This window comes from Variovorax boronicumulans, from assembly GCF_029892485.1.
GTDB lineage: Bacteria > Pseudomonadota > Gammaproteobacteria > Burkholderiales > Burkholderiaceae_C > Variovorax > Variovorax boronicumulans_B.
Genome location: NZ_JARXVG010000001.1, coordinates 832,370 through 852,243, shown reverse-complemented (window position 1 = coordinate 852,243; position 19,874 = coordinate 832,370). Strand labels below are relative to the sequence as shown.

At 67.8% G+C, this 19,874-nt stretch carries 15 protein-coding genes; 2 read left to right on the top strand and 13 right to left on the bottom strand.

What is annotated here, in order from left to right; genetic code table 11:
* Positions 1 to 130: 130 nt before the first annotated feature.
* From M2282_RS04000 to nirB, 9 genes are all read right to left on the bottom strand, one after another.
* Positions 131 to 1,048: an ABC transporter permease gene (locus M2282_RS04000; protein WP_280807470.1), complete on the bottom strand. Its 918-nt coding sequence runs from the start codon at positions 1,046 to 1,048 to the stop codon at positions 131 to 133.
* A 16-nt stretch (positions 1,049 to 1,064) separates the two neighbouring features.
* Positions 1,065 to 2,333, bottom strand: coding sequence for an ABC transporter substrate-binding protein (locus tag M2282_RS03995; RefSeq protein ID WP_280807469.1), 1,269 nt, complete (start codon positions 2,331 to 2,333; stop codon positions 1,065 to 1,067).
* Positions 2,334 to 2,385: 52 nt separating this feature from the next.
* Positions 2,386 to 3,411, bottom strand: coding sequence for an ABC transporter ATP-binding protein (locus tag M2282_RS03990; protein ID WP_280807468.1), 1,026 nt, complete (start codon positions 3,409 to 3,411; stop codon positions 2,386 to 2,388).
* A gap of 186 nt (positions 3,412 to 3,597) precedes the next feature.
* Complete coding sequence (gene cobA / locus M2282_RS03985) at positions 3,598 to 4,398, bottom strand: uroporphyrinogen-III C-methyltransferase (protein ID WP_280807467.1); 801 nt, start codon at positions 4,396 to 4,398, stop codon at positions 3,598 to 3,600.
* Positions 4,395 to 5,300 carry a DNA-binding protein YbiB gene (ybiB, locus tag M2282_RS03980; RefSeq protein WP_280807466.1) on the bottom strand — a complete coding sequence of 302 codons (906 nt, stop codon included), beginning with the start codon at positions 5,298 to 5,300 and terminating at the stop codon, positions 4,395 to 4,397. Before ybiB ends, cobA begins: the two co-directional genes overlap by 4 nt.
* A gap of 186 nt (positions 5,301 to 5,486) precedes the next feature.
* Complete coding sequence (locus M2282_RS03975) at positions 5,487 to 8,294, bottom strand: nitrate reductase (protein WP_280807465.1); 2,808 nt, start codon at positions 8,292 to 8,294, stop codon at positions 5,487 to 5,489.
* Positions 8,295 to 8,301: 7 nt separating this feature from the next.
* A complete protein-coding gene (gene nirD, locus M2282_RS03970) occupies positions 8,302 to 8,706 on the bottom strand; it encodes a nitrite reductase small subunit NirD (protein WP_280807464.1) in 405 nt (134 codons plus the stop codon).
* 11 nt (positions 8,707 to 8,717) lie between these two features.
* Positions 8,718 to 9,497, bottom strand: coding sequence for a type IV pili methyl-accepting chemotaxis transducer N-terminal domain-containing protein (locus M2282_RS03965; RefSeq protein WP_280807463.1), 780 nt, complete (start codon positions 9,495 to 9,497; stop codon positions 8,718 to 8,720).
* Positions 9,498 to 9,517: 20 nt separating this feature from the next.
* Positions 9,518 to 11,950 (bottom strand): nitrite reductase large subunit NirB, encoded by a 2,433-nt coding sequence (gene nirB, locus M2282_RS03960; RefSeq protein WP_280807462.1) that lies wholly within the window; start codon positions 11,948 to 11,950, stop codon positions 9,518 to 9,520.
* A gap of 76 nt (positions 11,951 to 12,026) precedes the next feature.
* Between nirB and M2282_RS03955 the strand changes: the two genes are divergently transcribed.
* Positions 12,027 to 13,733 (top strand): bifunctional protein-serine/threonine kinase/phosphatase, encoded by a 1,707-nt coding sequence (locus M2282_RS03955; RefSeq protein WP_280807715.1) that lies wholly within the window; start codon positions 12,027 to 12,029, stop codon positions 13,731 to 13,733.
* A gap of 17 nt (positions 13,734 to 13,750) precedes the next feature.
* Here the strand turns inward: M2282_RS03955 and M2282_RS03950 are convergent, their stop codons facing one another.
* Entirely contained in the window at positions 13,751 to 15,016 is a 1,266-nt protein-coding gene (locus tag M2282_RS03950) for an MFS transporter (protein ID WP_280807461.1), read from the bottom strand.
* 257 nt (positions 15,017 to 15,273) lie between these two features.
* Between M2282_RS03950 and M2282_RS03945 the strand changes: the two genes are divergently transcribed.
* A complete protein-coding gene (locus tag M2282_RS03945; RefSeq protein WP_280807460.1) occupies positions 15,274 to 16,554 on the top strand; it encodes an ANTAR domain-containing protein in 1,281 nt (426 codons plus the stop codon).
* Positions 16,555 to 16,579: 25 nt separating this feature from the next.
* Here the strand turns inward: M2282_RS03945 and M2282_RS03940 are convergent, their stop codons facing one another.
* The 3 genes from M2282_RS03940 to M2282_RS03930 are packed head-to-tail and all read right to left on the bottom strand — an operon-like array spanning position 16,580 to position 19,588.
* On the bottom strand, positions 16,580 to 17,389 hold the full coding sequence (locus tag M2282_RS03940; protein ID WP_280807459.1) for an ABC transporter ATP-binding protein: 810 nt from the start codon (positions 17,387 to 17,389) through the stop codon (positions 16,580 to 16,582).
* Positions 17,386 to 18,330 (bottom strand): nitrate ABC transporter permease, encoded by a 945-nt coding sequence (gene ntrB / locus M2282_RS03935; RefSeq protein ID WP_280807458.1) that lies wholly within the window; start codon positions 18,328 to 18,330, stop codon positions 17,386 to 17,388. Before ntrB ends, M2282_RS03940 begins: the two co-directional genes overlap by 4 nt.
* 13 nt (positions 18,331 to 18,343) lie before the next feature.
* Positions 18,344 to 19,588, bottom strand: a complete 1,245-nt coding sequence (locus tag M2282_RS03930; protein ID WP_280807457.1) for a CmpA/NrtA family ABC transporter substrate-binding protein — start codon at positions 19,586 to 19,588, stop codon at positions 18,344 to 18,346.
* Positions 19,589 to 19,874 lie beyond the last annotated feature (286 nt).

Here is a 19,874-nt window from a genome sequence, read left to right as displayed (position 1 = left end):
GCTGCGGGAAGCACCCGATGCCCTGTGCACCTGGGCACGCTGCCGGTGTGTTGCGATCAACGACCGCTGCGCGTGACGAGCACGCCCTGAACGGCATCGCCCGATCGCAACAGAAGAGTTCAAGTTCACCCTAGAGCTCCTTGCGAATATCGACCAGCCGGGTCAATCCCCAGATGATCATCAGCACCACCGCCAGCAGGATCATCGCGTTGGCCGCGGCCAGCGGAAACTGCAGGTACGAGGTCTGCACCTGGATGATCTTGCCGATGGATGCGATCTGCTGCCCGCCCATCACGCCGATGGTCACGAAGTCGCCCATCACGATGGTGATGACGAAGATCGAGCCGATCAGGATGCCGGTGCGCGACAGCGGCACCACCACGTTCCACAGCGTCTGCCAGCCAGAGGCGCCCGCGTCGCTGGCCGCTTCGAGCAACGAGCGGTCGATGCGCATCATGCTGTTGAAGATCGGCACGATCATGAACATCGTGTAGAGGTGCACGAAGGCCAGCACCACCGAGAAATCGGAGAACAGCAGCCACTCGACCGGCTGGTTCACGAAGCCCGCGCCCATCAGTGCCTGGTTGACCAGGCCGTTGCGGCCCAGCAGCGGCACCCACGAGATCATGCGGATGACGTTCGATGTCCAGAAGGGCACGGTGCACAGCACGAACAGCACCGTCTGCACGGTCGAGGAGCGCACGTGGAACGCGAGGAAGTACGCGACAGAAAAGCCGACCAGCAGCGTGATGCCCCACACCAGCACGCAGAACTTGAAGGTGCTCAGGTACGTGTTGAGCGTGACGCACAGATCGCCGTTGTCGGTGAGATGCGAGCACCCCTCGAACAGGCTCAGGTAGTTGCGCAGCGTGACCGCGGGGATCAGCTCGTATTCGTTGAAATTCCACAGGCTGACCATCGCGACCAGCGCCAGTGGAATCAGGAAGAACAGAAGAAACACCAGCGCGAACGGCGCCGCCTGCCACCACGCCTTCACGGTGTGGAGCGGGTCGGCGGCGGCGGAGGCGCGGGTGGCGGGAGCGCTCACGGAATCGGGCGGGGGCTCAGGCTGCGACGAACTCGTTCCATTTCCTGACCATGTACTCGTTCTCGTCCATCACGGCGTTCCAGCAGGCGATGCCGCCCATGCGCTGCTCGTAGCTGCCGCCGTCGCGCACCGCGCCGGCCTTGGCGATCACGTCGCCCTGGGGGCTCTTGATGTCCTGCGCGGCGGGCTTGCCTTCCATCCAGTAGGCCCACTCGTAGGCTTCCATCTTGGTCTTGGCGGTGTCCAGCACTGCGCTGTAGTAGCCCTGGCGGTTGAGGTAGGCGCCCGCCCAGCCGTCGAGGAACCAGTTGATGAACTCGTAGGCGCCGTCGAGCTTCTTGCCCGAGAGCGTGGCCGGCAGGCCGAAGCCCGAGGCCCAGGCGCGATAGCCTTCCTTCAGGGGCTGGAAGGTGCAATCGATGCCCTTGCCGCGCACGGCCGTGACGGCAGGCGACCACATCGACTGGATCACCACCTCGCCCGAGGCCATGAGGTTGACCGACTCGTTGAAGTCCTTCCACAGCGCGCGGAACTGGCCGGCCTTCTTGGCCTCGATGAGGGTCTTGATCGTCAGGTCGATCTCGGCCTTGGTCATGTTGCCCTTGTCGGCGTACTTGTGGATGCCCTTGGCCTCCACCACCATCGCCGCGTCCATGATGCCGATCGAGGGAATGTTCAGGATCGCCGCCTTGCCCTTGAACTCGGGATTCAGCAGCTCCGCCCACGAGCCGATCGGACGTTTGATCAGGTCGGGGCGAATGCCCAGCGTGTCGGCGTTGTAGGTGGTCGGAATCAGCGACATGAACTGCGTGGGCGACTTGGCGAAGGCCTTGCTCTTCTCGCCTTCGAGGTAGATCACCTTGATGGGCGCCGTGCCCTGGTCTCCCACCTTCTTGCCGCCGACTTCCCCCTTGGTGAAGAGCGAGGTGATCTTGCCGGCGTTCTTCACGCGCTTGGTGTCGATGCCCTTGAGGTTGCCGGTGGGCACGATCTTCTTGAGCGAGAAGAACTCGGTGTCGATCAGGTCGAAGCTGTTGGGCGCGGTCACGGCGCGCTTGGTCACGTCGTCGGTGGTCACGGCCACGTACTGGATCTCGATGCCGGTGTCGGCCTTGAACTTCTCGGCAATCGCCTTGTCCTGGTTCACCGCGGTGCCCAGGTAGCGCAGCACGATCTTTTCCTGCGCATGCACGAAGGGCGCGATGCCCGTGGCGAGGATGCCGGCGGTGCCTTGCAGCAGGGTGCGGCGCTTGACGCCGGCGGACGAGTCGATGGGGTCGGTCATTGCTGAGTCTCCGTGGAAAAAATGGCGGATGAGGGGAGGGGAACGAAAAGGATCACGGGGCCACGGCGAGCGCGCGCGCATCGGCCTCGGCCCACGACAGGCGAACCGTCTCGCCCTGGGCATAGGGGCTCGCGAGAAAGGCGGCCTCGCCCAGCAGCACCGACACGTTCCGGCGCTCCGGCGCGGCGGCTTCCAGCGCCAGGCCGAGCAGCACGTAGGTGCCCTGGTACTCGACATCGGTGATCGCGGCGGCCAGGCCGCCGGAGTCCGAGGTCGGCGCGATTCGCATGTGGTCGTTGCGCACCGCGATCGGCCCGGCGGGCGTGTCGATCACGTTGTGGCCGCCCATGAAGCGCGCCACGAATTCGTTGACGGGGTGGTTGTAGATCTCGTGCGGCGAGCCGACCTGCTCGATCACGCCGTGGTTCATCACCACCATCGTGTCGGCCAGCGCCATGGCTTCTTCCTGCGAGTGCGTCACGTGCACGAAGGTCAGCCCCAACTCCTTCTGCCAGCGCCGAAGCTCGGCGCGCATCTGGATGCGCAGGAACGGGTCGAGCGCGGAGAGCGGCTCGTCCAGCAGCAGCACGCGCGGCTCGGTGATGAGCGCACGCGCCAGCGCCACGCGCTGCTGCTGGCCGCCGGAGAGTTCGCCGGGCTTGCGCTCGGCCAGATGGCCCATCGCCACGCGCGCCAGCAGGTCGCGCGCACGCTTCTGGCGCTCGGCCTTGCCGACGCCTTTCATCTTGAGGCTGAAGGCCACGTTGTCGGTGGCCGAGAGGTGCGGGAAGAGCGCGAAGCTCTGGAACATCATGGCCGTGCCGCGCGCGGCGGCGGGCAGGTTGGTGATGTTGCGGTTGTCCAGCAGGATGTCGCCGCTGGTGACCGACTCGTGCCCCGCAATCATGCGCAGCGTGGTGCTCTTGCCGCAGCCCGAGGGGCCCAGCAGACAGCAGTAGCTGCCGCTGGCGATGCGCAGGTCGATGGCATCGACGGCGGCTGGCGTGCCGGCGGCGTAGCGCTTGCTGAGCGCAACGATCTCGACCGCGGCCGGCGGTGGCGGGGTGACGGCATTCATCGGCGGGTGCAAGACAGGCTGGAAGCGGGCATCTCAGGGTCTAAGCACGCTCCATGCCACATGTGCCCCGTGACGGGGCGGACCTCAGGGCGCCGCGTTGGTGCGCTGCGCGCAAGCCCTGCGCCCGATGCCGCCGCTTTCAGCAAGCAGGGCGGGCGGAGCGGACTCGCCGGGAGCTTCTGAGAATCAGGTGCCGAAGCGGGACGCGTCCACCGGCAGTGCTGCCGCGGCCAGCCCGCGCAGCACGTCGCCCACCACGATCACCGCGGGGCTCGCGAGGCCGGCTTCGGCGATCCGGGCCTGCAGCCCGTCGAGCGTGGTCGCGATGTGGCGCTGGTGCGGCAGGCTCGCGTGCTGTACGACGGCCACGGGCGTGTCGCCGGGCAGGCCGTGCAGCAGTTCGCGTTCGATGTGGCGGGCACCCGCCACGCCCATGTAGATCACGAGCGTGAGGCGTGCGTTGTGCGCCATGGCGGCGAGCGCGCGCCAGTCGGTCGGGTCTTCCTGGGCGCCTGCGCCAGTCTTGGCATGGCCGGTGACGAACACCACGCCCTGTGCATGGTCGCGGTGAGTGAGCGGCACGCCCAGCGAGGTCACGGCTGCCAGGCCCGCCGTGATGCCGTTGACCACCGCGCATTCGATGCCGGCTTCGCGCAGGTGCTCCACCTCTTCGCCGCCGCGTCCGAAGATGAACGGGTCGCCGCCCTTCAGCCGCACCACGGTCTCACCTTCGCGCACCGCGGTGATCATGAGCCGCTCGATGAAGGCCTGCGGCGTGCTCTTGCAGCCGCCGCGCTTGCCCACGTGCACGATGCGCGCGCCGGGGCGGGCATAGGCCAGGATCTCTTCGTTCACGAGGTCGTCGACCAGCAGCACCGTGGCCGCCTGGATCGCCTTGACGGCCTTGACGGTCAGCAGTTCGGGGTCGCCGGGGCCGGCGCCTACCAGCGTGCAGCGGCCGGTGACGAGGTTGGATGGGTTGTTCATGCGTGGGATGCCAGTTGCGTGATGTGCCTGACTTGCGCGGCGATGGCTTCGGGCACGGGAAGCTCGCCGTTCAATGCGCGTCGCGTGTAGTCGGCCGTGGTGGCGACGTCGATTTCCTTCGGCAGCCCGGGCACCTCGGTTGCGGTGCCGCTGGCCTGTGCCTGCAGTTCGGTGCGCACGCCGCGCACGAAGCCGTCGATCTGCGCGGTGCGGCGCGGGTCGGAGACCACTTCGCCTTCGAGGCCGCGCGAGAGCAGGGCGGTGGTGCCCATCAGCTCGAAGGTTTCGGCCATGACGCGCGCGTATTCAGGGTGCGTGTAGCTGGCCACCACCACGGCAGGCCCGGCGGTGGGCTGCATCAGCTTGACCACGCTGTGGCCGGGGTTGCGCAGGCCCACCACGCGGCGCACGTCGAGCAGGCGCTTGAGCGCCGGGTTCAGCAGCTCGGTCGCGGCGAAACCCACCGTGCCATTGGCGATGGGGCCGATGGCGGTCATGGGCGGCACGTCGAGCGCGGCGAGCACGTTCGAGGCCAGCACGCGGGAGGTTTCGCTCGCGCTGCCATGCACCAGCACCGGCAGGCCTTCGCGGGCCAGCAGCAGTGCCAGCAGCGGCGTGAGCACTGGCAGCTTGCGCGCGCCGTTGTAGCTCGGCAGCACGATGAGCGGGCGGTCGCCGGCGGGAATGTGGTGCAGCCGCGCATGCGTGGCGTCGAGGAACCCGGCCATCTCCTCGGGCGTTTCGCCCTTGATGCGCATCGCGAGGCAGAAGCCGCCGATCTCGAGGTCGGTGACGGTGCCGTCCAGCACCTGGCCGAACAGGTCGGTGGCCTGTTCGCGCGTGAGCGGCTTGGCGCCTCGCGCGCCGCGGCCGATTTCCTTGATGTATTGGCTGATTCCCATGGGTAGGCGGATTGTCCTGCAACGCTTATGCCGGAATGTGAGTCGGCTTATGCCTTGCTCCCTCTCCCCTTGGGGAGAGGGCTGGGGTGAGGGTCGACGGCGTCAGATTTGCGCATGCTGCGGCCCTCACCCTAACCCTCTCCCGCAAGCGGGAGAGGGGACAACGCAAGGAAGATCGACGGGTCGTCACAGGGTCGCCAATGATTCGGCAGGCATCAAACGAATCATGCGTTTGAGCTCCGGAATGCACGAGCCGCAGTTCGTGCCGCATTTCAGCGTCCCCTGCAGCGCGGCCAGCCGCTCGTCGGGCGTTCCGCTGCAGCGGCTCAGTTCGCCCTGGATCGCCAGGTCGGTCACGTTGAAGCAGGTGCAGACCGGCTTGCCGCGCGACTGCACCGCCAGCGGGGCGCGGGCGCCGGGAGAGAGCAGCAGGCGGCCGTAGCTCTGCGCGGGCAGCTCTTCCCGCAGCAGGGTCGCGATCCAGGCTTCGGCGCTGGTGTCGCCCGCGAGCAGGAAGGCTTCGAGGCCCGCGCTCTGGTCGGCCCGGCGCACCAGTCGCACCGAACGGCGCTGGCCGCGCCGGCGGTCGGCATAGCGCAGGGTGTCGGCGCTTTTCAGGCCGAGCAGCGCCTCGATCTGTTCCAGCAGCGCATCGGCCGGCGCATCGTGCGCGGCCGCGCGAAACAGGAGGCCGCTGCGCTCCGCGCCTGCCGCTTCCTTGGTGCTGCCCGAGAACGGCACGCAGGTGGCGAACGGAAACATCGCCATCAGCGGCTGCAGCGCACGGTGCACCGCCAGCACGTCGTCGGTCGGGAGCCAGGCCATCGTGAGCAGCGACCACGGCAGCTCGGCCTTCAGGATCTTCACCGCCGTGTGCTTGAGCTCGGGCTGCTTCGAGGTGGGGCAGTAGGCGGGCGTGGTGAGCGCGTTGATGCCGGCCAGCCGCGTGCCGGTCGACGAGCAGCCGCTCAGGTACTCCTCGCCCCAGTGCATCGCGACGAAGGCCTGGCTCATGCCGATCTCGGCGCTGGCGCGCGCGGGCAGCAGGATCGAGCCGCGCTTCGAAGTCAGGTGCACCAGGTCGCCTTCGCCGATCTGGCGCCGCACCATGTCCTGCGGGTTCATCTGCACCATGGGCTCGGCCACGTGGCCGAACAGGCGCGGAGCGGTGCCGGTGCGGCTCATGCCGTGCCACTGGTCGCGCAGGCGCCCGGTGTTGAGCGAGAAGGGGTAGCGCGCCTCGCGGGCCTCGGCCACGGGCTTGTAGGGCGTGTCGACGAAACGGGCGCGGCCATCGGGTGTGGGGAATACGCCGTCTTCGTACAGGCGCACCCGGCCGCTGCTTTCGCCTTCCTTCAGCGGCCATTGCTGCGGGCCGATGTCGTCGAGCATCGCGTAGCTCAGGCCGGTGATGTCCAGGTCGCGTCCGCGGGTGGATTCGCGGTGCTCGTTCCACACCGACTCGGCCGTCGGGTAGGGGAACAGCGTGTCCGCGGTGCGGCCCACGCGCTGCTCGAGGCGGCGCGCGAAGTCGGTGGCGATCCACCAGTCGTGCCGCGTTTCGCCCGGCGCGGCGATGGCCGGGCGCACGCGCGAGATGCGGCGCTCGCTGTTGGTCACACTGCCTTCTTTTTCGCCCCAGGTGGTGGCGGGCAGCAGCAGGTCGGCGAAGGCGCAGGTGGCGGTGGTGGAGAAGGCCTCCTGCACCACCACGAACTCGGCGCGCTCCAGCGCACGGCGCACCGTGGCCTGGTCGGGCATCGACTGCGCGGGGTTGGTGCAGGCGATCCACAGCGCGCGGATCTCGCCGTCAGCGGCAGCCTGGAACATCTCGACCGCCGTCTTGCCGGGCTTCTCGGGCACCGAGGGCACGCCCCAGAGCGCCGCCACTTCGGCGCGGTGCTCGGGGTTGGCCAGGTCGCGGTGCGCGCTCAGCAGGTTGGCCAGCCCTCCCACCTCGCGCCCACCCATCGCGTTGGGCTGGCCGGTGAGCGAGAACGGGCCGGCGCCGGGCTTGCCGATCTGTCCGGTGGCCAGGTGCAGGTTGATCAGCGCCGCGTTCTTGGCGGTGCCGCTGGACGACTGGTTCAGGCCCTGGCAATAGAGGCTCAGCGTGGCCGGCGACGTGGCGAAGAGCCGAGCCGCCGCGAGCAGGTCGTCCTTCGAAATGCCGCAGACCTGCGCCACCTTGTCCGGCGTGCATTCGCGCACCGTGGCCTTCAGGGCATCGAAGCCGTTGGTGTGTTCGGCGATGTACTTCGCGTCGATCCAGCCTTCCCACAGCATCAGGTGCAGCATGCCGTTGAACAGCATCACGTCGGTGCCGGGCTGGATCGGCAGGAACAGGTCGGCGATCTCGACCGTGTCGGTGCGGCGCGGATCGGCCACCACGATCTTCATCGCCGGGTTCGCCGCCTTCGCATCCTCGATGCGGCGGAAAAGAATCGGGTGCGCCCACGCCGTGTTGCTGCCCACGATGAAGAGGCAGTCGGCATGTTTCAGGTCGTCGTAGCAGGCCGGCGGCGCATCGGCGCCCAGCGTCTGCTTGTAGCCGGCGACCGCGCTGCTCATGCACAGGCGCGAGTTGGTGTCCACGTTGTTGGTGCCGACCAGGCCCTTGGCGAGCTTGTTGAAGACGTAGTAGTCCTCGGTCAGCAACTGGCCCGAAATGTAGAAGCCGACCGCATCGGGGCCGTGGTCCTGGATCACCTGTGCGAACTTGCCTGCCGCGTTGTCGAGTGCCGTGTCCCAGGACACGGCCGTGGGCGCCTCGCCGCGCACGAGGCGCTGCAGCGGCTGCAGCAGCCGCGCCTGCCGCGTGACCGGTGCGCTGGCCGTGAGGTGCAGCGTCGAGCCCTTGGTGCACAGCCGGCCGAAGTTGGCCGGGTGGTCGGGGTCGCCGCGCACGCCGGTGATCTGCGCGCCGTCGGATTCGATGATCACGCCACAGCCGACGCCGCAGTACGGGCAGGTGGAGCGGGTCTCTTGCACCATGAAGGGCTCAGCTTTCTTCCGTGGACAGGATGGCCATCGTGGCGAAGGGCTTGGGCCCCGCGACCGGGCGCTCCAGGTCGATGGCGTGCGTCGCGAGTTCGCCCGCATCGAGGTGGACGATGCCACCTTCGACCTTCACCGCGAACTTCGGCGTGCAGCCTTCGTCGGGCGACCTGGCGCAGCCGTCGTCCAGCCCGAGGGTCCAGTTGTGCAGAGGGCAGGCCACGCTGGTGCCGAACACGATGCCCTGGCTCAGCGGCCCACCCTTGTGCGGGCAGCGGTCGAGCAGCGCGAAGACCTGGTCCTCGGCATTGCGGAACACGGCGACGTCCACGCCTGCGGGCCGCGCCACGCGGCGGGCGCCGAGCACGGGGATGTCGTCGATGCGGCAGATGGCTTTCCATTCGCTCATGGTGGGGCTCTCTAGGTTTTGAGGTCGGAATACAGGCCGGTCACACGGTCCATGATCGCGAGCAGGTTCTCGCTGCTCACGAACACGTCGGACATCAGGGCGGGCGAGGCGCCGGCGTCTTCCAGGCGCAGCAGCCCGCGGTTGAAGAACATCCACTGCGCATCGGCCAGCACCAGTTCCTGGCGGATCTGCGCGGTGGCTTCCGGAGCACCCCGCAGCACTTCGAGCGCCGCAAGGAATTCGGCGCGCGACTTCGCGATCTCGGCCGCGCTGGCGGCCGCGTCCACCTGCATCGCGCCGGCCAGGTAGAACTTGGCCATGCGCTGCGACAGCATGCGCTGGCGGCCCGCGATGTTGACCAGCCGGCCCACCGGCTTGCCCGAGGCGGCTTCGTACTGCGTGGTGCCCTGGTTCGCGAGCGCGAGCACGGCGGCGTCTAGCTTCACGACCTTGGCGACTTCGTCCTTGCCCGGCGTGACGGTGGTGAGCTCGCGTTTGAAATTGCCCCAGGCGCCGTCGAGCGCTTCGTAGGTGTCGCGGATCGTGGGGCTCGGCGCGAAGGCCTTGAGCTCGCCCAGCTGCTTTTCGAACAGGGCGATCGACTTGTCGAGCACCTGCTGGGCGCTGCGCGTTTCCACCTTGTGCAGGAGCGCGAGGTAGGCCTTGCTCGCGCGCTGCGACAGCATGCGCTGGCGGCCCGCCTTGTTGATGGCGTCGTTGAGGTCTGCCACCTGCGCGCGGGCACCCACCGCGGCCAGGGCGGTGGAAGCGATGAAGAGTCGTCGTTTCAAGCGTTCTCTCCGCGGGCCGCTCAGATGGACAGCGGCGCGAACTGCCGCACGTCCACCGAGGCCTCGGCCGATTCGAACCATGGATCGGGCTCGCCGTCGAGCGCGAACTGCAGCCGCTCCCACAGCGCCTTGCGGCCTTCCGCGTCCTCGAGGATCTTCTTTTTCACGTAATCGAGGCCCACGCGTCCGATGTAGTGCACCGTGCGCTCCAGGTACCAGCCTTCCTCGCGGTACAGCTGCAGGAAGGCGCCTGAAAACTCCATCACCTCGGCGGCCGTCTTCACCTTCACGAGGAACTGCGCCACTTCGGTCTTGATGCCGCCGTTGCCGCCCACGTACAGCTCCCAGCCCGAGTCGACGCCGATCACGCCCACGTCCTTGATGCCGGCCTCGGCACAGTTGCGCGGGCACCCCGAGACGGCCAGCTTGACCTTGTGCGGCGAGTACATCGCCCAGAGCGCGCGCTCCAGGTCCTTGCCCATCTGCGTTGAGTCTTGCGTGCCGAAGCGGCACCATTCGCTGCCCACGCAGGTCTTCACCGTGCGCAGCGACTTGGCATAGGCAAAGCCCGAGGGCATGCCGATGTCCTTCCAAACGCCCTCCAGGTCTTCCTTCTTCACGCCCAGGAGGTCGATGCGCTGGCCGCCGGTGACCTTGACGGTCGGGATCTTGTACTTGTCGGCCGCATCCGCGATGCGCCGCAACTCGTCGGGCGTGGTGTGGCCGCCCCACATGCGCGGAATGACCGAGTAGGTGCCGTCTTTCTGGATGTTGGCGTGGCTGCGCTCGTTGATGAAGCGGCTCTGCGGATCGTCCTTCGCCTCTTTGGGCCAGGTGCTGATCAGGTAGTAGTTGATGGCCGGGCGGCAGGTGGCGCAGCCATTGGGCGTGCGCCAGCCGAGGTTGCGGTAGACCTCGTCGTGCGTGAGGTAGTGCTCTTTGCGGATCGCGTCGCGCGCATCTTGGTGGCTCGCGTCGGTGCAGCCGCAGATCGCCTTTTTCTTCGGCGTGGCCGAGTAGTCGCCGCCCGCGGTGAACATCAGGATCTGCTCGACCAGCCCGGTGCACGAGCCGCAGCTGGCGCTGGCCTTGGTGTGCTTCTTCACCTCATCGAGCGTGAAGAGACCCTTGTCCTTGATCGCCTTGCAGATGGTGCCCTTGCTCACGCCGTTGCAGCCGCAGACCTCGGCATCGTCGGGCATGCTCGCGGCCTTGCTGTGGCCTTCGTGGCCGGTGTCGCCGATGTTCGACTCGCCGAACATCAGCTTGTCGCGGATGTCGTGCACGCTGCGGCCGTCGCGCAGGAGCTTGAAGTACCAGCTGCCATCCACCGTGTCGCCGTAGAGGCAGGCGCCCACCAGCTTGTCGTCCTTGAGCACCAGCTTCTTGTAGACGCCGCCGAAGGGGTCGCTCATCACGATCTCCTCGGTGCCTTCGCCGCCCATGAACTCGCCGGCGCTGAAGAGGTCGATGCCCGTCACCTTCAGCTTGGTGGAGGTGAGCGAACCCAGGTAGCGGCCGATGCCGAACTGCGCCAGGTGGTTGGCCGCGACCTTGGCCTGCTCGAACAGCGGCGCCACAAGGCCGTAGGCGATGCCGCGGTGCGCCGCGCATTCGCCCACCGAGTAGATGCGCGCATCGGTCACGGTCTGCATGGTGTCGGTGACGACGATGCCGCGGTTGCAGTGCAGGCGCATCTTCTCGGCCAGCTCTACGTTGGGGCGGATGCCCACGGCCATGACCACCAGGTCGGCCGCGACTTCGGTGCCGTCCTTGAAGCGGATGGCTTTGACGCGGCCCTCTTCGTTGCCGACCATGTCCTGCGTCTGCGCACCCATCAGGAACTTCAGGCCCCTGTCTTCCAGCGACTTCTGCAGCAGCTTGCCCGCCACGTCGTCGAGCTGGCGCTCCATGAGCCAGGGCATGACGTGCACCACGGTCACGTTCATGCCGCGCAGCATCAGGCCGTTCGCCGCTTCCAGGCCCAGCAGGCCGCCGCCGATGACCACCGCGTTCTTGTGCGTGCGCGCGGTCTCGATCATGTAGTCGGTGTCGGCGATGTCGCGATAGGCGATCACGCCCTTCAGGTCTTTGCCCGGCACGGGCAGCATGAAGGGGTTGGAGCCGGTGCACATCAGCAGGCGGTCGTAGGCGGCTTCGGTGCCGTCCTCGGCACGCACGATGCGCTTGACGCGGTCGACCTCGACCACCTTCTTGCCCGCGTGCAGCGTGATGTGGTTGTCGGTGTACCACTCCCAGCTGTTGAGCACGATTTCGTCGACCGTCTGCTCGCCAGCGAGCACCGGCGACAGCAGGATGCGGTTGTAGTTCGGATGCGGCTCGGCGCCGAAGACGGTGATGTCGTACAGGTCGGGCGCGATCTTGAGCAGCTCTTCGAGCGTGCGCACGCCGGCCATGCCGTTGCCGACCATCACGAGTTTCATTTTCTTCATGGGGCTGGACCTTTCCTGTGACTCAAGCGAGGGGAGGCGCACGGCGCGCGTGGAGACGCACATGGACAATGGCGCCATGAGCTTCGAAGTGGACATCGGCTACAGCAGCCTTCGCGGACCCCGCGAAGTGAACGAGGATTTCGCCGGTGCGGTGCATGCCCCGCGCGGCGACGAGGCGCGCGGGCTCATCGCTGCGATTGCCGATGGCGTGTCCACTGGCGGGCGCGGCCAGGAGGCGGCGCAGACCACGGTGATGGGCCTGCTGGCCGACTACTTCGCCACGCCCGACACCTGGGAGCCGACCGCCGCGCTCGACCGCCTGATCGGCGCGCAGAACGCCTGGCTCGCCGACCACAACCGGCGCCGCGCGGGCAGCGCGACCGCGCTCACCACGCTCACCGCACTGGTGCTGCACGGCCAGAGCTACACGCTGGCCCACGTGGGCGACACGCGCGCCTGGCGCGTGCGCGCCGACGGCGATGCGGCCGTGCCGCTCACGCAGGACCATGCCTTCGAACATCCCGACATGCGCAGCCGCCTCACGCGAGCCATCGGCCTGGACGACCAGGTGCGCGTCGACTACGCGCAGGGCGACGTTCGCGTGGGCGACTGCTTCGTGCTGACCTCCGACGGGGTGCACGGCGTGCTCAAGCCGCAGCAAGTGGCCGCACTCGCGCTGCAGGGCGATGCCGAAGCGGCGAGCGAGGCGCTGGTGAATGCGGCGCTGGACGCCGGCACGCGCGACAACGCGACCGCGCTGGTGATCCGCGTGGTCGGCCTCGATGCGCGGCAGCTCGACGACGAACTCGGCGACGGCCGCCGGCTCGCACCGCCGCCGTTGCTGAAGGTGGGCGACGTGCTCGACGGCTACGTCGTCACCGGCCTTGTGGCCGACACCGGCGTGCATCTGCTGTACCAGGCGCGCCATCCGGCCACGCGCGAGTTGGTCGCGCTCAAGACGCTGCATCCCTCGCGCGCCAGTGATCCGCAGGAGCGCGCGATGCTCGCGCACGAAGCCTGGCTGGGCCAGCGCGTCGGGGAGGGCGGCGGTTTCGTTCGCGTGCACGAGCGCGCCGAGAACGCGAGCGCGCTCTACATCGTGTTCGACTGGCACGGCGGCCGTACGCTGGAGCAGATGCGCAAGTCCGGCGCGCGCGGCACGGTGGCCGAGGTGGTCGCCGCGGCCATCGAAGTGAGCAAGGCGCTCGGCCGGCTGCACCGCCACGGCGTGGTGCACCGGGACATCAAGCCCGGCAACCTGCACCTGGGCGACGACGGGCGCTGGCGCATCCTCGACCTGGGCGTGGCGCTGTCCGGGCGCGAGGGCGCGGCCCAGCGCGAACTGCATGCCGGTACGCCGAGCTACATCAATCCCGAGCAGTGGGAGGAGGGCGGTGTCGCGGACGCGGGCAGCGATCTGTTCGCGCTCGGCGCCACGCTCTACCAGTGGCTGGGCGGGCACTTGCCCTATGGCGAGATCGAGCCCTACCAGGTGGCGCGCTACCGGCGCGACCCGGTTGCGCTTTCGCGCTTGCGGCCCGATGTGCCGGTGTGGCTCGACCACCTGGTGCGCAAGGCCGTCGCCCGCGATCCGCGCGAGCGCTTCGAAACGGCCGAGGAGATGCTGCTCGCGCTGGAGCGCGGTGCCTCGCGCCCCGTTGGCGCGCCCCCCGCCACGCCGCTGATCCGCCGCGATCCGGTGATGCTCTACAAGATCGCCCTCGGCGTGTCGTTGCTGTTCAACGCACTGCTGGTGGTGTGGCTGCTTTTCTTGCCACGTTGAGGGCGAACGGAAGAAGTTCATGGCCGGGCGGCCTTTCTCGGGGCCGTATAGGTCGTGGAAGCGGAAGCCGGTGAAGTGCGCGCACGGCCGCCCTTCTCGGCCCAGGTGCGCGTCCAGCGGATCTGCATGACGCGCATCACGCCCAGCATCGCCAGCGAGAGCGCACCGAAGAAGACAAAGCCCCAGAGGTAGCTGCCCAGGTACTGCTTCGACAGGCCCATGGCGTTGGGCACCAGGCCGCCGCCGAGGGCGCCGATCTCGCCGATCATCGAGCCGGCCACCGCGGTGCTCAGCGGCCAGCGCAGCGGCACCAGCTGGAACAGCGCACCGTTGCCCGCGCCCAGCGCGGCGAAGCACACGATCAGGAGCAGCGTGGTGAGCGCCAGCGAGCCCGACGAGAGCCCCACCAGCACGAGGCCCACGGCCACCACCAGCAGCACCACCGTGAGCGTGTTGACGCCGCCCCAGCGGTCGGACAGCCATCCGCCCACGATGCGCACCGCAGCGCCCATGAAGGCCGCGAGCATCGTGAGCTGCCCCGCCTGCACCTTGCTCACGCCGAACTGGTCGTAGTAGTACGAGGGCAGGAATGTCGTGAGGCCGATGAAGCCGCCGAAGGTCACGCCGTAGATCAGGCTGAAGACCCAGCCGTCTTTCTCGAAAAGGCAGGCGATGTGTTCGCGGAAGCTCGCGTGGCTGTCCACGTCGGGCGGCTCCTTGGCGAAGATCACCATCACCACCATCGGGATGAGGATGGCGACCGCGGCCACGCCGTACACCGCCTGCCAGCCCAGCCATTGCGCGAGCGGCGGCGCCACCAGCACCGACACCGCCGTGCCCACGTTGCCCGCGCCCACCAGGCCCATCGCCAGGCCCTTGTGCTGCGGCGGGAACCAGCCCGAGCCCAGCGACAGCGCCACGCCGAAGCTCGCGCCGGCAATGCCCAGCAGCACGCCCATGGCGAGCAGGTCGTTGAAGCTCTTGACGAAGAAGAAGCCGAACAGCATCGCCACGGCGATCAGGCCCATCTCGACCAGCGTGGCCTTCTTGCGGCCGATGTACTGCGAGAGGATGCCCAGCGGAAAGCGCATGAGTGCGCCCGCAATGATCGGCACCGACAGCATCAGGCCCTTCTGTGCGGGCGAAAGCTCGAAGGTCTCGCCGATGAAGGGCGCCATGGCGCCGTTGAGCACCCAGATGCAGCAGGAGAACGAGAAGTACAGGAACGCCGCGAACAGCGTGGGACTGTGGCCTGACTGCAAGAAATTCCTGAAACCGGACATGGTGTTCAAAGGTGCAAAAAGCCGCGGCGCGACCCGGGCAGGGACGTGTCGACGGACAGGGTTGGGGTGGTGTGCCGGCAGCGGACGCTGTCGGCGTGGGGGTGCTGCCCGGCGATGAACATGCCGGGCCGGATGCAGGGGACTGCAGCCTCACCAAAGCGGTGCTTCGTTACACCGCATCCGCTTCGTTGCAAGAGGCGTGCCCGCGAAATCTCGCGGGCGTGGCCTATGCTTGCCGTGCCTTCCGACACCCCGCCATGATTTCCCTTCTCCTCGTCCTGCCCAATGAATTCGATGCCTCCGCGCCCTTGCCGGAGCCGCTGCAGCAAGGCCTCGCGGAGGCCGGCGCCACGGTGCTCGGGCGCGCCACCTGCCGCACGCTGGTGCAGCGCGCCGGTGCGCTTGCACCGCAACAGGTGCTGGCCTGCCTGCCCGAGGCGGCGCAACTGCAGGCATTGCGCGACGGACTGAAGGGGTGGAACGGCGTGCCGCCCTGTGCGCTGAGCCTGGCCGGCCCGCCGTTGACGGGCGAGCAGCACGAGGCGCTGGTCACGCTCGGCGTGCACGCATGGGCGCCGCTCGATGCCCTGTCGCTCCCCGCGTTGCTGGCCCGCGCGCAGGCCCGATGGACGCGCGAAGCCGCGCTGCGCACCGAACTCGACAACCTGCGCACGCGCATGGACGAGCGCAAGTGGGTCGATCGCGCCAAGGGCCTGCTGATGTCCGCGCGCGGCATCGGGGAAGACGAAGCCTTCGGCCTGCTGCGCGGTGCGGCCATGCACGCCAACCTGCGGCTGGGCGAGGTGTCGCGCTCGGTCATCGAGGCGGCGCAGTGGGCCGATGCAATCAACCGCGCCGGGCAGCTGCGCATGCTCTCGCAGCGGCTGGTGCGGGTGGCGGCGCAGCTGCTCGCCGGCATCGACGTGCAGCGCGCCCGGGTCCTGCGCACGCAATCGACGGAGCGGGTGCAGCAGAACCTGGATCACCTGGCCACCCTCGAACTGGGCGCGGCCGGCGTGCAGGCGCTGGGCGCCGTGCAGGCGGCATGGAACGGATTGGGCACCGCACTGGCCGTGAAGCCCACGCCGCAGGGGCTCGCCGAGATCGATGCGCGCGGCGAGGCCTTGCTGCTGGCGGCCGAAGCGATGACGGAGGCGCTGGAAGCCTCGGGCGCGCGGCGGGCGCTACGCATCGTCAACATCTGCGGACGGCAGCGCATGCGGGCGCAGCGGCTGGCGAAGGATGCGTTGCTGGCTTCGACGCTCGCCGCAGGCGCTTCGCGCGACAGGCTGCTGCCGACCATGAGCGAATTCGAGGCCGCGCTGCTAGAACTGGAGCGCGCGCCCCTCAGTTCACCCGAGATCCGCGCCGGGTTGGTGACGGCGCGGGACGAGTGGCTGCGCCTAGTCGGCGGTGTGCAGGCGCTGGACAGCCCCGAAGGCCGCGCCACGCTGGTTCGTTCCAGCGAAGCGCTCGTCGACACCTTCGAGCGTCTCACGGGTTGGTACGAGCACAGCCTGCAGGTCATCATGTCCTGAAGCCGGTTGTGCGGCACCTGTTGCGTCAGGCCGCGACCTTCTCCACATGCGCCTGGCGCGTGTAGAGGAAATCGATGACCGCCTTGCGCGCATGCACATAGGCCGGGTCTTCGGCCAGTTCGACGCGGTTGCGCGGGCGGGCGATGTCCACCGCCAGCACATCGCCGATGGTGGCGGCCGGGCCGTTGGTGAGCATCACGATGCGGTCGCTCAGCAGCACGGCTTCGTCGACATCGTGCGTGACCATGACGACGGTGCTGTGCGTCTTCTGCACGATGGCGAGCAGCTCGTCCTGCAGCTTGGCGCGGGTGAGGGCGTCGAGCGCGCCGAAGGGCTCGTCCATCAGCAGCACCTTGGGTTCCATCGACAGCGCACGGGCGATGCCCACGCGCTGCTTCATGCCGCCGGAGATTTCGCCGGGGCGCTTCTGCGCGGCGGGCGTGAGGCCGACGAGCGCGAGCGCCGCATCGGTGCGCGCACGCAGCTGGGCCTTGTTTTCCGTCGCCGCGAACACGCGCTCGACCGCGAGGTACACGTTCTCGAAACAGGTGAGCCAGGGCAAGAGCGAATGGTTCTGGAACACGACGGCGCGCTCCGGGCCCGGGCCCTTGATCTCGCGGTTCGCGCAAAGGAGCACACCCTGCGTTGGCGTGGTCAGCCCGGCGATCAGGTTCAGCAGCGTCGACTTGCCGCAGCCCGAGTGGCCGATGAGCGTGATGAACTCGCCCTTGGCAACGTTCAGGTTGATGTCGCGCAGCGCAAGAAAACTTCCCTTGGCCGTCTTGAAGCGCTGCTCGACGTCGCGGATCTCGATGTACTTCGAATCGTCGTTCATGACTTCACCTCTTCGAACGTGAATGCAGTGGCCAGCTTGATGAGCGCGAACTCCAGCACCAGGCCGACGATGCCGATCACGAAGATCGCGATGATGATGTTGGCGACGTTGAGGTTGTTCCACTCGTCCCACACCCAGAAGCCGATGCCCACGCCGCCGGTCAGCATCTCGGCCGCGACGATCACCAGCCACGCGGTGCCAACGGCCAAGCGCACGCCGGTGAGCATGTAGGGCAGCACGGCAGGGAACAGGATCTTGGTGAGGATCTTCCATTCGGAAAGATTCAGCACCTTCGCCACGTTCATGTAGTCGCTGGGCACGCGCTGCACGCCCACGGCGGTGTTGATGACCATCGGCCAGATCGAGCAGATGAAGATGGTCCAGATGGCCGCCGGGTTCGCGCCCTTGAACACCAGGAGGCCGATGGGCAGCCACGCGAGCGGCGACACCGGGCGCATCAGGCTGATCAGCGGGTTGAACATGCGCGCGAGGAACTCGAAGCGCCCGATCGCGAAGCCCGCCGGAATGCCGACCAGCGCCGCGAGGCCGAACCCCAGCGCCACGCGCTGCAGCGACGAGAGCACGTTCCAGCCCACGCCCTGGTCGTTCGGTCCCTTGCTGTAGAACGGATCGCTGAACACGGTCAGCGCCTGCTGCCAGGTGGCGAGCGGCGTGGGAAAGCCGGTGGTGCTTTTCATGGCGACCAGCTCCCAGATCAGCAGCAGCAGGCCGAAGCCCATGAGCGGCGGCAGCACGCGCATCCAGAAGGCGCGCAAGTCGATGGGCGTGCGTTGTTTTTGCTCCTTTTCCACCTTTGGGAGTGGTGCAGGTGCAGGTTGGGGTGCGACCTCGGCGCGGGGCACACCCTCACCCCGGCCCTCTCCGGCACGCGGGAGAGGGAGAGATGCGTCCATCGGCGAATGAAATACAGCGCTGACCATGGTGCGTTTCTCCTCAGACATGCAGCTTGAAAGACTCGGCGTACTTCTTCGGGTCCTTGCCGTCCCACACGGAGCCGTCGAAGAGCTTGCTGGTGCGCATCACCTCCTTGGGTACGGGCGTCTGCGTGGCGGCGGCAGCCTGCTTGTAGATGTCGATCCGATTGATCTCGGTGGCCACCTTCAGGTAGTCGGGGTGCTCCTTCAGCAGTCCCCAGCGCTTGTGCTGCGTGAGGAACCACATGCCGTCCGAGAGGTAGGGGAAGTTCACCGCGCCGCCGTTGTAGAACTTCATGTGGTTGGGGTCGTCCCAGCTCTTGCCCAGGCCGTTGGTGTAGCGGCCAAGGATGCGCTGGTTGATCGCGTCCACGCTGGTGTTGACGTAGCTCTTGTCGGCGATGGTCTCGGCCATCTTGTTCTTGTTCTGCAGGCCGGTGTCGATCCACTTGCTGGCTTCGAGGATGGCGGCCGTGACGGCGCGCGCCGTGTTGGGGTACTTCTTCGTGAACTCGGCGGTGCAGCCGAGCACCTTCTCGGGGTGGTCCTTCCAGATGTCCTGCGTGGTGATGGCCGTGATGCCGATGCCGTCCATGATCGCGCGCTGCCCCCAGGGCTCGCCCACGCAATAGCCGTCCATGTTGCCCACGCGCATGTTGGCCACCATCTGCGGGGGCGGCACGGTGATGTTCTTCACGTCCTTGAACGGGTCGATGCCGGCCGAGGCGAGCCAGTAGTAGAGCCACATGGCGTGGGTGCCGGTGGGGAAGGTCTGCGCGAAGGTGTATTCGCGTTTCTCGGTGGCGATGAGCTTGGCGAGCGAGGCGGCATCGACCGCGCCCTTGTCGGCCAGCTTCTTCGAGAGCGTGATGGCCTGGCCGTTGTTGTTCAGGGTCATGAGCACGGCCATGTCCTTCTTCGGGCCGCTCAGGCCCAGGTGCATGCCGTAGACCAGGCCGTAGAGCACGTGTGCCATGTCGAGGTCGCCGTTGGAGAGCTTGTCGCGCACGCCGGCCCAGCTGGCTTCCTTGCTGGGGACGATCTTCACGCCGTATTTCTTGTCGATGCCGAGCACCGAGGCCATCACCACGCTCGCGCAGTCGGTCAGCGGGATGAAGCCGATCTTCACTTCTTCTTTTTCGGGCTTGTCGGAGCCCTGGGCCCAGACGGCGGCGCGCAGCGCGGGGTCGATGCCCACGGCGCCGATGGCGGCGGCTTGCAGTACGCGGCGGCGGCTGAGGCGGGTTTTCAGCAGGTCGGTCATGAGGGCGGGCTCCGGTTGAAGAACGAACAAAAAGCAAAGACGAAAACAAAAAAGGCGTCCCGACCGCGCAGGGGCTGCTCGCGAACGAGCCCTTGCGGGATGGGGACGCCTTTGTCCGGTTCGGTGGGAGGCACCCGCCGTTGGGTGCCGCCTGCCTGTAGACCACGAAGGTCTTATGTACTCACCTATGCAAACTGCGTGCCAGTGGTTGCGGGGTGTTCGGCGCTATCGAAAAAGTAGCTCCGGCGCGCGGTGCGTGAAGGCCAAGCAAGGCCGGGCGCCGGTG

Bases quoted from the DNA above. Each gene is read 5' to 3' on its own strand.
- M2282_RS03950 (WP_280807461.1), bottom strand. From the start codon at position 15,016: ATGTCCGGTTTCAGGAATTTCTTGCAGTCAGGCCACAGTCCCACGCTG.
- ybiB (WP_280807466.1), bottom strand. From the start codon at position 5,300: ATGGGAATCAGCCAATACATCAAGGAAATCGGCCGCGGCGCGCGAGGC.
- nirD (WP_280807464.1), bottom strand. From the start codon at position 8,706: ATGAGCGAATGGAAAGCCATCTGCCGCATCGACGACATCCCCGTGCTC.
- ntrB (WP_280807458.1), bottom strand. From the start codon at position 18,330: ATGGTCAGCGCTGTATTTCATTCGCCGATGGACGCATCTCTCCCTCTC.
- M2282_RS03975 (WP_280807465.1), bottom strand. From the start codon at position 8,294: ATGGTGCAAGAGACCCGCTCCACCTGCCCGTACTGCGGCGTCGGCTGT.
- M2282_RS03930 (WP_280807457.1), bottom strand. From the start codon at position 19,588: ATGACCGACCTGCTGAAAACCCGCCTCAGCCGCCGCCGCGTACTGCAA.
- M2282_RS03955 (WP_280807715.1), top strand. From the start codon at position 12,027: ATGAGCTTCGAAGTGGACATCGGCTACAGCAGCCTTCGCGGACCCCGC.
- nirB (WP_280807462.1), bottom strand. From the start codon at position 11,950: ATGAAGAAAATGAAACTCGTGATGGTCGGCAACGGCATGGCCGGCGTG.
- M2282_RS03995 (WP_280807469.1), bottom strand. From the start codon at position 2,333: ATGACCGACCCCATCGACTCGTCCGCCGGCGTCAAGCGCCGCACCCTG.
- M2282_RS03945 (WP_280807460.1), top strand. From the start codon at position 15,274: ATGATTTCCCTTCTCCTCGTCCTGCCCAATGAATTCGATGCCTCCGCG.
- M2282_RS03990 (WP_280807468.1), bottom strand. From the start codon at position 3,411: ATGAATGCCGTCACCCCGCCACCGCCGGCCGCGGTCGAGATCGTTGCG.
- M2282_RS03940 (WP_280807459.1), bottom strand. From the start codon at position 17,389: ATGAACGACGATTCGAAGTACATCGAGATCCGCGACGTCGAGCAGCGC.
- cobA (WP_280807467.1), bottom strand. From the start codon at position 4,398: ATGAACAACCCATCCAACCTCGTCACCGGCCGCTGCACGCTGGTAGGC.